We start from the raw sequence: 13,500 nt of genomic DNA, 5'->3' as shown, positions 1-13,500 counted from the left end.
AATCTTAATAAACAGGATGAAGAAGTTTATAGAAACATTAGCCAGTATTTGGAAAATTGAAGAGCTAAAAAATAAAATTTTAGTAACTCTAGGATTGTTAGTTGTGTATCGTTTCGGTACACAAATAACACTTCCGGGTATTGATGCAACGAAATTACAAGCTTTGTCGGCGCAGACTGACCAAGGAATCGGTTGGTTGATCAATGTTTTTACAGGTGGTGCATTCTCGCAAGCATCTGTATTTGCATTAGGTATTATGCCTTATATTTCTGCTTCCATCGTCGTTCAGTTGATGGGAATCGCAGTACCTTATTTGCAGAAATTGCAAAGTGATGGGGAAAGTGGTAGAAAAAAGATGAACCAGATCACCCGATGGTTAACCATCGGTATTACCTTGTTGCAAGGGCCTAGTTATATCTATAACTTGTATTTACAATTACCACCAGATGCCTTTTTACTAGGTTTCAATTCTTTCTCATTCTTGTTTTCTTCTGTAATTATATTGGTTACCGGGACTGTCTTTGCAATGTGGTTAGGAGAGAAAATTACAGATAAAGGTATCGGAAATGGAATCTCTTTGTTGATTATGGTCGGAATTATTGCAAGACTACCAATGTCTTTCATTCAAGAATTCCAATCGAGAATCACCGATAACAACGGGGGTCCAATGGTGTTAGTTATTGAAGTAATTATTTGGTTATTAATTATTATTGCTTGTATTTTACTAACTCTCGCAGTTAGAAGAATTCCAGTTCAATATGCTAGAAGAAGCACATCAGGCGATTACGATCAAACGATGTTAGGAGGAAACCGTCAGTGGATTCCACTTAAACTTAACGCTTCTGGTGTTATGCCGATTATTTTTGCACAAGCAATCATGTTTATTCCAGCTGCAGTAGCCGGTTTATCAACATCAGATACTGCACAATCCATCAGTTCTACATTTCATAATGTATTCGGATGGCAGTATAATTTACTTTTTGCACTATTAATCATTATTTTTACTTACTTTTACACCGCAATTACAGTACCTACTAATAAAATGGCTGATGATTTGAAGAGAAGTGGTGGTTTTATACCGGGTATTCGCCCAGGTGGAGAGACTGCAGACTTCTTAGACAAAATTATGTCATTGATTACTTTTCCGGGTTCTCTATTTCTTGCATTGATTGCTGTGTTCCCTTCAATCGTCGTGAGTTTATTAGGAGTTCAACAAGGATGGGCAATGTTCTATGGCGGAACATCGCTATTAATTTTAGTAAGTGTTGCTATTGATACGATTCAACAAGTTAATGCATACCTTTTAAATAAGCAGTATGACGGGTTGATGACAAGTGGTAAAAATAGAAAAGCAACCGCTTAATTTTTTTATGGCAAAACAATCAGCAATAGAACAAGACGGAGCAATCATTGAAGCATTGTCAAATGCAATGTTCCGCGTGGAGTTAGAAAATGGACATATTGTAATTGCTCATATCTCCGGTAAAATGCGTATGCATTATATCAAATTACTTCCTGGTGACAGGGTAAAATTAGAAATGAGTCCTTACGACTTGACTAAAGCAAGAATTACTTATAGATATTAAAGGCTATTAAAAATGAAAGTAAGAACATCAGTCAAAAAAAGAAGTGCCGAGTGCATTATAGTGCGTAGAAAAGGAGTACTTTACGTGATTAATAAAAAGAATCCTAGATTTAAACAAAGACAAGGATAGTTATGGCAAGAATCGCAGGGGTAGACATACCTAAACACAAAAGAGGAATTATAGCTTTGACCTACATCTTCGGAATTGGAAGCAGCAGAGCTAAAGAAATCTTAGAGAAAGCTCAAGTTAGCGAAGATAAAAAAGTTCAAGATTGGAATGATGATGAGATCGGAGCAATCCGTGAAGCAGTATCTTACTTCAAAATTGAAGGTGAACTTCGTTCAGAAGTTTCATTAAACATCAAACGTTTAATGGATATCGGATGCTACAGAGGAATTCGTCATAGAACTGGACTTCCTTTAAGAGGTCAAAGAACTAAGAACAACTCTAGAACAAGAAAAGGTAAAAGAAAAACTGTTGCCAACAAGAAAAAAGCAACTAAATAATAAATAATATGGCTAAAGCGAATACAAAAAAACGTAAAGTGCTTGTTGAATCAACAGGTGAAGCTCATATTAATGCAACTTTTAATAACATCATCATCTCGTTAACTAACAAGAAAGGTGAAGTTATTTCATGGTCGTCTGCAGGTAAAATGGGTTTCAGAGGTTCTAAAAAGAATACTCCGTACGCTGCCCAAATGGCTGCTGAAGATTGTGGTAAAGTTGCTTTAGAGGCTGGATTAAAAAAGGTAAAAGTTTACGTTAAAGGTCCTGGAAATGGTAGAGAATCTGCTATCAGATCACTTCATAATAATGGAATCGAAGTAACCGAGATAATCGATATTACTCCAATTCCTCATAATGGATGTCGTCCTCCTAAGAGAAGAAGAGTTTAATTTTATAGTATAACCCAAAGGTAGGAATAGATTATCGGAGGATGAGACCTGAATTCATAATCCCTACCTTTTTTTAATTTTTTGAAATGGCAAGATATACTGGTCCAAAAACAAAGATTGCTCGTAAATTTGGCGAAGCAATATTCGGAGATGACAAATCTTTTGAAAAAAGAAATTACCCTCCTGGGCAACATGGTTTAGCAAAAAAAAGAGGTAAGAAATCTGAATATGCTATCCAGTTGATGGAGAAACAAAAAGCTAAATACACTTACGGTATTCTAGAGAAACAATTCAGAGGGCTTTTCCAAAAGGCTTCTGCTGCTCGTGGAGTAACTGGTGAGGTATTAATTCAATTATGTGAATCAAGATTAGACAACGTAGTCTTCAGAATGGGTATCGCTCCTTCTAGAAGAGCTTCACGTCAAATCGTTTCACACAGACATATCACTGTAAACGGTGAATTGGTAAACATTCCTTCTTACCAATTAAAACCAGGTGATAAAGTTGCAGTTCGTGAAAAATCAAAATCTCTAGATGCTATAGAACGTTCGTTATCTAATTCTAGCGCTGTTTATGAATGGATTACTTGGAATAATGAAACAAAAGAAGGAACATTTGTATCTGTTCCTCAAAGACTTCAGATTCCTGAAAACATCAAAGAACAGTTAATCGTAGAGTTGTACAACAAATAATAATTGACATTCAGTCGAAACAAATATGGCAATATTTAATTTTCAGAAGCCCGATAAAGTTATCATGATTGATTCGACCGATTTTAAAGGTAAGTTTGAATTCAGACCTTTGGAACCGGGATACGGATTGACAGTTGGTAATGCACTAAGAAGAGTTCTTCTTTCATCCCTTGAAGGATATGCAATTACATCAGTTCGTATTGAAGGTGTTGATCATGAGTTTTCTAGCATTCCAGGTGTAGTTGAAGACGTTACTGAAATTATTCTTAACCTTAAACAAGTACGTTTCAAACGTCAAATTGAGGATATCGATAACGAAGCCGTTACCATTAACTTTTCAGGTAAAGAACAATTAACCGCAGGTGATTTCCAAAAATACATCTCAGGTTTCCAAGTTCTTAACCCGGATTTAATTATCTGTAATGTAGATAGTAAAATTACCATTAACATGGAATTGACTATTGAAAAAGGAAGAGGTTATGTTCCTGCAGAAGAAAACAGAAAACCAAATGCACCAATAGGTACGATCTTTACTGATTCTATTTATACTCCAATTAAGAATGTTAAGTATACGATTGAAAACTATCGTGTTGAACAAAAAACCGATTATGAAAAATTGGTTTTTGATATCATCACTGATGGTTCCATTCATCCTAAAGACGCATTAACAGAAGCAGCAAAAACACTGATTCATCACTTTATGCTGTTCTCTGATGAAAGAATCACTTTAGAGGCCGATGAAATTGCTCAAACTGAATCATATGATGAGGAATCATTACATATGAGACAGCTTCTTAAAACAAAATTGGTAGATTTAGATCTTTCAGTTAGAGCATTAAATTGTTTAAAAGCGGCTGAAGTGGATACATTAGGAGATTTGGTTTCTTATAACAAAAACGACTTAATGAAGTTCAGAAACTTTGGTAAGAAATCTCTTACAGAATTGGAAGAGCTCGTAGCTGTTAAAGGATTGAACTTCGGTATGGATCTTTCCAAATATAAATTAGATAAAGAATAAACTAGACTTTTAGTCTAAATTCTAGAAAGCAATGAGACACGGAAAAAAAATAAATCACTTAAGCAGAAAAACCGCACATAGAAAATCTATGTTGGCGAATATGGCTTGTTCATTGATAGAGCACAAACGCATTAATACTACCGTAGCTAAAGCAAAAGCGCTTAAACAATTTATCGAGCCTTTGGTAACTAAATCAAAAACTGATGATACTCATAATCGTCGTGTAGTTTTTTCTTACCTAAGAGATAAAGATGCAGTAACTGAACTTTTCAGAGAAGTTGCTCAAAAAGTTGGAGATCGTCCAGGTGGATATACTCGTATTATCAAGTTGGGTAACCGTCTTGGAGATAACGCTGATATGGCTATGATCGAACTAGTAGATTTCAATGAAATCTATAACGGAGGAAAAAGAGAAGCTAAAAAAGCAACTACTCGTAGAGGTAGAGCTAAAAAAGTAGCTGACGTTACAACTCCAGAAGCAGAAGCTACAGAAACTTCTACTGAAACTAATGAATAATACTTACAATTATAAAATTGTAGTTATATAATATTCTTTTAAAAGGACACACTTTCGAGTTTGTCCTTTTTTTTAGACCTATTTTTTAATTTATTTATTTTACATTTGCCAACTATACAACACATCACAATGGAATATAATAAAAGAAATAGCGCTGTTCTACTCTTAAATGATGGAACAGTTTTTTATGGTAAATCAATCGGTATTGAGGGAACTACTTTTGGTGAAATCTGCTTTAATACGGGAATGACTGGGTATCAAGAAATCTTTACCGATCCTTCTTACTTCGGACAAATCATGTTATCGACCAATGCTCATATCGGGAATTACGGTGTCAATCCAAATGAAGTTGATTCTGATGGTATCAAAATTTCAGGTTTGGTTTGTAAAAACTTTAGTTTTACCAATTCCAGACCAAACTCTAATGCTACCTTACTGGAGTATCTTACCGAAAATAAATTAGTAGCGATCTCCGATGTTGATACACGTGCATTGGCTAGTTATATTCGTGATAATGGGGCAATGAATGCAGTTATTTCAACGGATGGTAAAACTGTGGAGGAATTGAAAGAACTTCTTAAAACAGTGCCATCTATGAATGGACTGGAGTTAGCTTCGAAAGTGTCTACTAAAGAACCTTATTTCTTCGGAAATCCTGACGCTACCTATAAAGTGTCTGCTTTGGATTTAGGGATCAAAACCAATATTCTTAGATGTCTGGCTGAAAGAGATTGTTATATCAAAGTATATCCATACAATACTCCATTTGAAGATCTGGCACTTTTTAATCCAGATGGATACTTTCTGTCTAATGGACCTGGTGATCCAGAGCCTTTGCATGAAGTTAAAAAAGTGGTAGCACAAACTATTGATTCGGGTATTCCTGTTTTTGGTATTTGTTTGGGTCATCAATTGATTGCATTGTCACAGGGAGTTTCTACCTATAAAATGTTTAATGGTCACCGTGGGATCAATCATCCAGTTATGAATGTATTGACCAATAGAGGGGAGATTACTTCTCAAAACCATGGTTTTGCAGTAAATAAAGAAGAGGTTGAAAATCATGCAACGCTAGAGATTACACATTTACATTTGAATGACCAGACTGTTGCTGGGATACGAGTAAAAGATAAAGATGTTTTCTCGGTACAGTATCATCCAGAAGCCAGTCCAGGTCCTCATGATTCGCATTATTTATTTGATCAATTTGTCACTAATATGAAAAATAAAAAAGACGCTAAATCTTAAATTGTATAGCGTTTTTTATAAATAAATAGGGCTCCCTTTTTTAGGGGGCCTTTTTTATTGAAACAGTTCGCGGTCTACTGTTTACCAATCACTGCAAATAGTCTTTTTTTGATGTGAATATGATTTTAAAATTGTAAATATTTCGTAAATTTGTAGAAATATGCTTTTTAAGTCTAACTATACAACACACACACAAAATTAATCATGAGTACAATAGTAAAAATTCATGCACGTCAAATTTTAGATTCCCGAGGAAATCCAACAGTAGAAGTAGATGTAGTCACAGAAAATGGTGTTTTAGGTAGAGCAGCGGTTCCTTCAGGAGCGTCTACTGGAGAACATGAAGCCGTTGAATTGCGCGATGGTGGGAAAGCCTTTATGGGTAAAGGAGTATTGAATGCCGTAGGGAATGTTAACGAGTATATCGCAGCAAACCTTGTTGGGATGAATGTTTTTGAACAAAATGCTATTGATCAATTGTTAATTGATTTAGATGGTACTCCAAACAAAGCTAATTTAGGAGCAAATGCTATTTTAGGTGTTTCATTAGCGGTTGCTAAAGCGGCAGCTAATGAATTGGGATTGCCTTTGTATCGTTATGTGGGTGGTGTTTCTGCAAATACACTTCCTGTTCCGATGATGAATATCATCAACGGTGGTTCTCATTCGGATGCGCCTATCGCTTTTCAGGAGTTTATGATTATACCGGTTAAAGCAGCCAATTTTTCTCAGGCTATGCAGATGGGAACAGAGATTTTTCATCATTTAAAAATGGTTTTAAAAGATCGAAACCTGAGCACAGCTGTTGGAGATGAAGGTGGATTTGCACCGACTTTAGAAGGCACAGAAGATGCTTTGGATTGTATTAAACAAGCTACGGAAGCGGCAGGTTATACTTTCGGTGGTGATATCAAGATTGCCTTGGATTGTGCGGCATCGGAGTTTTATGTAAATGGTAAATATGATTATACCAAGTTCGAAGGGGCTCAAGGGAAAATTCGTACATCGGAAGAACAAGCTGATTATTTAGCGCTTTTGACTGAACAGTATCCAATCATATCTATCGAAGACGGTATGCAGGAAGATGATTGGGCAGGATGGAAATATCTGACGGATAAAATAGGACATAAAGTACAATTGGTCGGAGATGATTTATTTGTTACTAACGTTCGTAGATTAAAAAGGGGAATTGATGAAAACATCGCGAATTCTATTTTGGTTAAGGTAAACCAAATTGGAACGTTAACGGAAACTATAGCAGCTGTAAACATGGCGCATAATGCTGGATATACTTCGGTAATGTCACATCGTTCTGGAGAAACTGAAGATAATACGATTGCTGATTTAGCGGTAGCTTTAAACTGTGGTCAAATTAAAACGGGATCGGCTTCGCGTTCTGATCGTATGTCTAAATACAACCAATTATTGAGAATTGAGGAAGAACTGGCTGAAGTAGCCTATTATCCGCAGGAAAAAGCATTTAAAATAAGATAATATATAATTCAAAGAGTAACTAAGAGGCCCGATAAAATGATTATCGGGTTTTTTAGATTCATTAAGTTTCAAACTTGGGTGGTAATAATTGGCAAAAACTCAAAATTTATGCACCTAAAAAACACATATGTTAAAAAAAAAGTTTTATTATTGCTTATATGTTACTTGGCGTGATAAAATTAGAAAGTGCTTAAAATTGTTGAGAAATTAAAAAGATAATAATTAATTAACTTGTAATAAATAAGATTATTTGTTATCTTTCCTTTTATAAATTACACCTAATTTATTAAATTCGCAATCAGCAAAATAAAAAATAAAAAACAATAATAATATGTCAAAAACTGCAATATTAGAGCTTGATGGCAAGAGATATGAGTTCCCCATTTTCGTCGGATCTGAAAATGAGGTAGCCATTGATGTTGAGAAACTTCGTGCTCTTACAGGAGCGATTACATTAGATCCGGGATTCAAAAACTCAGGATCTTGCAAAAGTGAGATTACTTATTTAGATGGAGAAGAAGGAATTTTAAGATATAGAGGATATTCAATAGAAGATTTGTCAGCCAATTCTAATTTTCTAGAGGTATCTTATTTGGTGATTTTTGGAGAATTACCTACAGCAAAACAACTCAAGGATTTTGAAACAGATATTAGAAAATACACTTTAGTAAATGAAGAGATGAAAGGGATCCTTGATGGATTTCCAAAACATGCTCACCCGATGGGAGTATTGTCTTCATTGACTAGTGCATTAACTGCTTTTAATCCAAAAGTAGTCAATGTAGAAAGTGAAAAAGATATGTACGATGCAGTATGTAAAACTATGGGTAAATTCCTAGTTATTGCTACTTGGACATATAGAAAAACCAAAGGATATCCTTTAAACTATTACGACAATACTAAGGGTTATGTGGATAACTTCATGCGTTTGATGTTTGAATTACCAACAGAGCCTTATGAAATTGATCCGGTTATAAAAAACGCGATTGATAAATTGTTTATTCTTCATGCAGAACACGAACAAAACTGTTCGACTTCTACGGTAAGAATGGTTGGATCATCACATGCGGGATTATTTGCTTCTATTTCAGCGGGTGTTTCTGCGCTATGGGGGCCACTTCACGGTGGAGCTAATCAAGCTGTATTGGAAATGTTGGAGGAAATCCAAAATGATGGTGGAGATGCTGAAAAGTATTTGGACAAAGCAAAAGACAAAAACGATCCTTTCCGTTTGATGGGATTCGGACATAGAGTTTATAAAAACTTCGATCCACGTGCTAGAATTATTAAAAAAGCCGCAGACGAAGTATTGGCAAAATTAGGTGTTGATGACCCGATTCTTGCGATTGCTAAAAAATTAGAGGAGAGAGCTTTGGAAGATGAATATTTCAAATCGAGAAGTTTATATCCAAATGTTGATTTCTATTCCGGTATTATTTATAGAGCCTTGGGAATTCCAACGGAGATGTTTACAGTGATGTTTGCTATCGGTCGTTTACCAGGTTGGATAGCGCAGTGGAAAGAAATGAGAGTAAACAAAGAGCCTATTGCAAGACCGCGTCAGGTATATGTAGGAGAAACTTTGCGTTCTTATAAAAAAATGGATGATCGTTAATCGATACTATTACTATAAAAAAAAGCCATCCATCGGATGGCTTTTTTTATGATTTACTGATACGAAAGCGAGTTTATGCCTTCGTTTTTTTATGAATTTTACAAGTTTTCAAAATTCCAATCTGATTACTCGTAACTAATTACGGTTTAATGTTTACCGATTCCCGAGTTCGATTTACTTTTCTTATCTTTGCTAAAACAAAATGTTATGCTGAAACTAAACGTACAAAACGAAACATCCAGACTGCGGACAGTGGTCCTTGGAATTGCAACGAGCAATGGACCCACACCCTCAGTAGATGAAGCCTATGATCCAAAATCATTAGAGCATATCATTGCAGGAACTTATCCTGTAGAAAAAGACATGATTGTCGAGATGGAAGCTTTTGCTAAAGTTTTTGAAAAATACGAAGTAGAGGTTTTCAGACCGGAATTAATTACGGATTACAACCAAATTTTCGCTAGAGATATCGGATTTGTTATTGAAGATAAATTCATCAAGGCGAATATACTACCTGATCGCGCTCGCGAATTAGAAGCTATTCAATATGTTATTGATCAAATAGATCCCCGAAACGTTATATCAGCACCCGAAGCATTTCATATGGAAGGTGGCGATGTGATGCCTTGGAATGATTATATATTTGTAGGTACTTATAAGGGTAGTGACTATAAAGACTACATCACTGCGAGAACGAATATGGAAGGCGTACAATTTATTAGAGATTTATTTCCCAATAAAATTGTCAAAGAATTTGACTTAGTAAAGTCGAAAATAGAGGCGAGAGACAATGCTTTGCATTTGGATTGTTGCTTTCAACCGGTTGGAAAAGACAAGGGAATCATCTATAAAAGTGGATTTAGAGAAGAAGCAGATTATATGTTTTTAGTCAATTTGTTTGGAAAGGAAAACCTGTTTCATATCGATAGAGAGGAGATGTATAACATGAATTCCAATGTGTTTTCAATATCGCCGGAGGTGGTGGTTTCAGAGCGCAACTTTACGCGTTTAAACAATTGGTTGCGCAGTAAAGGATTTACCGTAGAGGAGATTCCATATGCGGAAATTGCTAAGCAGGAAGGATTGTTACGTTGTTCCACTTTGCCGTTGATTAGAGATTAAGTTTAAAAGATATTTATAGATAATAACATGAGCCAAACGACCAATACCATATTGATGATACGCCCAGTAGCTTTTCGTATGAATGAGCAAACAGCTGTAAATAATTATTATCAAAAAGTTTTAGATCACACCACTCCGGCGACGGTAAATGCGAAAGCTCAGGCGGAATTTGATGCCTTTGTTGCGAAATTGCAAGCTGTTGGAGTAGAAGTCATCGTGGTAAACGATACTTTAAGCCCAGATACACCGGATAGCGTTTTCCCAAACAACTGGATTTCTTTCCACGATAGTGGGGACGTTGTTTTATATCCGATGTTTGCTGAAAATCGCAGATTAGAGCGCAGAGAAGACATATTAGATATTTTAGAAGAGAAGGGATATCCTACTAAAGACATCATGGATTATACATCTGCAGAAGAAGATGGTATCTTTTTGGAGGGAACGGGAAGTTTATTGATCGATCGCGAAAATGAAAAAGTGTACTGTGCTTTATCGCCTAGAGCTGATGAAGAATTGGTGATTGAATTTTGCGAAGATTTTGAAATGGATCCCGTAATTTTCGAAGCTTACCAAACCGTTAACGGGGAGCGTAAATTAATTTATCACACCAATGTGATGATGTGTTTGGCGGAAACTTTTGCGGTTATTTGTTCGGATTGTATTGACGACAAGCAAGAACGTAAAATCGTTTTAAAACACTTGAAAGAATCCGGTAAAGAAATCATCACCATTACGGAAGAACAGGTAAACTCCTTCGCTGGAAATATGTTGCAGGTAAGAGGGGCCAATGACGAGCGTTTCTTAGTGATGAGTACTTCGGCTTACCAATCTTTAACGGCGCAACAAATTAAAGCGATCGAAAAGCATTGTAAAATCATTCACAGCAGTTTAGATACGATCGAAGCCTGTGGTGGAGGTAGTGCGCGCTGTATGATGGCAGAGGTTTTCTTGCCTAAAAAATAGAGCAAATCATTTATATTTGTTAAAAGCGGTGCGCAAGCTACCGCTTTTTTTAGTGTTGATAAGTCGGTTAAAAATTATCGAGAAAATAACTATTTAAAACTAGTATAAATAAAATTAATACATATATTTGCAATTAAGAATAAGTCTAAATAAGAAGACCGAAATACTGTCTTTAGAATAAACTTTAAGAAGAACTATGTTTATTAAAAATATAATTGCCACTGGATTTTTGACTGTACTGGGATTACAGGTTCATGCACAACAAAAAGACAGTATTTCTACTATAAATAACCCTTTGGGGGAGATTGTTATTTCTGGACAGTTTAGTCCTCAATCGGTTAATAAGTCGATCTATAACGTTACTGTGATCAGCAGAGAGATGATTGATAGACAGGGTGGAAATAACCTGGCTGATGTCTTAAATCAAACTTTAAACATCAATATTATTCCCAACGCATCTACAGGAAAGTCTGGAGTTAAGCTTTTTGGTTTGGATTCTCAATACTTTAAAATCTTAGTCGATAACATTCCTTTAATCAACGAGGAAGGATTTGGAACGGGCTCTGATTTGACGCAGATCAATTTGGACGATATCGCTCAAATTGAAATTGTAGAAGGTGCTATGGGGGTTGATTACGGTGCCAATGCCGTTACGGGAATTATCAATATCATCACCAAAAAGAGTTCTCAATACAAATGGGAGATTACCCCAAGTATTCAAGAAGAGAGCATAGGTAATGAGTACAACTTAAAAGATAAAGGACGTCATATACAATCTATTAAAGTAGGTCGTAAATTTTCGGATAACTTATTCGCCAGTGTTAGTTATACACACAATGATTTTAAGGGGTTTTGGGACGACCGTCAGGGGGAATATCACGCTTTAAATGATAATAAAAGAGGTTATAGTTGGTTGCCAAAAAACCAACACAATGTCAAAGGGTTGTTAAACTATTATAACGACCATTATAGGGTTTACTATAAGTTTGAGTTTTTTGATGAAACGATGAAGGATTTCAATTCCATTGTACATCCTAACCCAAATTCGGCTACAGGTACGGCAGATCCTTATTCAGATGACGCTATTCACAATCCTAGACGATTTTTCCATTTATTAAATGCTTCTGGTAGGGTTCGAGATGCTTTTAATTTTGATGTTTCCTTATCTTATCAAAAACAAGAGACAACTGTTGACGCTTATAGATACAAAATATTATATGATGAGAAGTATAGCGAAAGGGAATTTGTGACAGAGAGCAGAAATGGTTATTATTCTAAGGGATTGTTTAGTAATTTTATTAACAACGACAAAATTGATTTTCAGGCGGGTTATGAAGTATCTCAACATGAAGGTTTTTCGTCCTCTCTCGGTTCTTTGTCTACAGAAAAAAAAGATGTAAGTAAAACCTTAGGGAGTTATGATTTCTTTGCTTCATCAGAGATCAATCTAACTAATCGCTTTTCGCTACGTCCAGGATATCGTGCTATGACTTCGAACCTGCTACCTACTCAACATGCAGCGAGTTTGACGGCTAAATATCTATTTAACCAAGGTTATGAATTGCGTGGACATTTAGGCATGTCTCCTAGGTTACCTAACTTTGAAGAATTATACACCTATATGGTTGATGTAAACCATAATATTCAAGGAAATGCAGATTTGAATCCCGAGAAAGCTTGGAATACCTCTTTGAATTTAAAAAAGAATTTTATAATCGAAGAGTCTTTTGAAATGGAAAATAATTTATCCATTCGTGCACTTGTAGTTAATGATTTGATTGATTTGATACAAATGGATGAATCTCCTAAAGACTATAAGTATGAAAATTTAGAAAAATATCAGAATTATAGTTTTACCTATAATAATAATATGCGTGTAGGTAATTTAACAGCTGGGCTTGGTTTTACATATGCAGGTATGATTAAAGAAATGCATAAAGCTCCAAAAGGTGCTACGGATAAAATGTTGTTTTCTGGACAACTAAATGCCAATCTAAGCTATTTGCTTCCACAAACCAATACGAGTTTTTCTGTGTTCTTCAAATATAATGGACCAGAGTATAAATTTACCACTGCGAGCTCTTCAATTCCCGTAGATCCTTCTAAGCCGTTAGTGTATGTTAAGGGGAAACAAAGTCCATATTCTTTGTTAGATTTTACTGTACGTCAACCTTTCTTGGATAAAAAGTTTACGGCTACCATTGGTGTGCGTAACCTATTAAATGTGAAGGAAACTAAAACAACAATTAGTTCTGGAGAAGCGCATTCAGCAGCTGCACCAACTCAGTTGTTAGCTTATGGAACCAGTGTATTTGTGAAAATTCAATACTTTTTAAATTTTAAATAA

General features: G+C 35.5%; 14 protein-coding genes. All 14 read left to right on the top strand.

Annotated elements, in window-relative coordinates:
• Positions 1–16 precede the first annotated feature (16 nt).
• A complete protein-coding gene (gene secY / locus L1275_RS02565) occupies positions 17–1,363 on the top strand; it encodes a preprotein translocase subunit SecY (protein ID WP_253469370.1) in 1,347 nt (448 codons plus the stop codon).
• 7 nt (positions 1,364–1,370) lie between these two features.
• Positions 1,371–1,586 carry a translation initiation factor IF-1 gene (gene infA, locus L1275_RS02560; protein WP_090677799.1) on the top strand — a complete coding sequence of 72 codons (216 nt, stop codon included), beginning with the start codon at positions 1,371–1,373 and terminating at the stop codon, positions 1,584–1,586.
• A gap of 12 nt (positions 1,587–1,598) precedes the next feature.
• Positions 1,599–1,715 carry a 50S ribosomal protein L36 gene (gene rpmJ / locus L1275_RS02555; RefSeq protein ID WP_219288054.1) on the top strand — a complete coding sequence of 39 codons (117 nt, stop codon included), beginning with the start codon at positions 1,599–1,601 and terminating at the stop codon, positions 1,713–1,715.
• A 2-nt stretch (positions 1,716–1,717) separates the two neighbouring features.
• Positions 1,718–2,092, top strand: coding sequence for a 30S ribosomal protein S13 (gene rpsM, locus L1275_RS02550; protein WP_253469368.1), 375 nt, complete (start codon positions 1,718–1,720; stop codon positions 2,090–2,092).
• 8 nt (positions 2,093–2,100) lie between these two features.
• On the top strand, positions 2,101–2,484 hold the full coding sequence (rpsK, locus tag L1275_RS02545; RefSeq protein WP_253469366.1) for a 30S ribosomal protein S11: 384 nt from the start codon (positions 2,101–2,103) through the stop codon (positions 2,482–2,484).
• Between the two features lie 86 nt (positions 2,485–2,570).
• Entirely contained in the window at positions 2,571–3,176 is a 606-nt protein-coding gene (gene rpsD, locus L1275_RS02540; RefSeq protein ID WP_219288050.1) for a 30S ribosomal protein S4, read from the top strand.
• Between the two features lie 25 nt (positions 3,177–3,201).
• A complete protein-coding gene (locus L1275_RS02535; protein ID WP_253469364.1) occupies positions 3,202–4,194 on the top strand; it encodes a DNA-directed RNA polymerase subunit alpha in 993 nt (330 codons plus the stop codon).
• Between the two features lie 31 nt (positions 4,195–4,225).
• Complete coding sequence (gene rplQ, locus L1275_RS02530; RefSeq protein ID WP_253469362.1) at positions 4,226–4,711, top strand: 50S ribosomal protein L17; 486 nt, start codon at positions 4,226–4,228, stop codon at positions 4,709–4,711.
• A 129-nt stretch (positions 4,712–4,840) separates the two neighbouring features.
• The gene (carA, locus tag L1275_RS02525; protein ID WP_253469360.1) at positions 4,841–5,959 is read left to right on the top strand and encodes a glutamine-hydrolyzing carbamoyl-phosphate synthase small subunit; all 1,119 of its coding nucleotides are present in this window, start codon (positions 4,841–4,843) and stop codon (positions 5,957–5,959) included.
• A gap of 204 nt (positions 5,960–6,163) precedes the next feature.
• Positions 6,164–7,453, top strand: coding sequence for a phosphopyruvate hydratase (eno, locus tag L1275_RS02520; protein ID WP_253469358.1), 1,290 nt, complete (start codon positions 6,164–6,166; stop codon positions 7,451–7,453).
• Between the two features lie 331 nt (positions 7,454–7,784).
• A complete protein-coding gene (locus tag L1275_RS02515) occupies positions 7,785–9,068 on the top strand; it encodes a citrate synthase (protein ID WP_253469356.1) in 1,284 nt (427 codons plus the stop codon).
• Between the two features lie 207 nt (positions 9,069–9,275).
• The gene (locus tag L1275_RS02510; RefSeq protein ID WP_253469354.1) at positions 9,276–10,190 is read left to right on the top strand and encodes a dimethylarginine dimethylaminohydrolase family protein; all 915 of its coding nucleotides are present in this window, start codon (positions 9,276–9,278) and stop codon (positions 10,188–10,190) included.
• A gap of 27 nt (positions 10,191–10,217) precedes the next feature.
• Positions 10,218–11,153: a citrulline utilization hydrolase CtlX gene (gene ctlX, locus L1275_RS02505; RefSeq protein WP_253469353.1), complete on the top strand. Its 936-nt coding sequence runs from the start codon at positions 10,218–10,220 to the stop codon at positions 11,151–11,153.
• A 196-nt stretch (positions 11,154–11,349) separates the two neighbouring features.
• The gene (locus L1275_RS02500) at positions 11,350–13,500 is read left to right on the top strand and encodes a TonB-dependent siderophore receptor (protein WP_253469351.1); all 2,151 of its coding nucleotides are present in this window, start codon (positions 11,350–11,352) and stop codon (positions 13,498–13,500) included.

The sequence above is a fragment of the Flavobacterium sp. HSC-61S13 genome (genome assembly GCF_024171535.1).
In the GTDB taxonomy this organism is placed as follows: domain Bacteria; phylum Bacteroidota; class Bacteroidia; order Flavobacteriales; family Flavobacteriaceae; genus Flavobacterium.
Note: the sequence above shows the minus strand (reverse complement) of the source record. Positions and strands in the feature narration are given on the sequence as shown.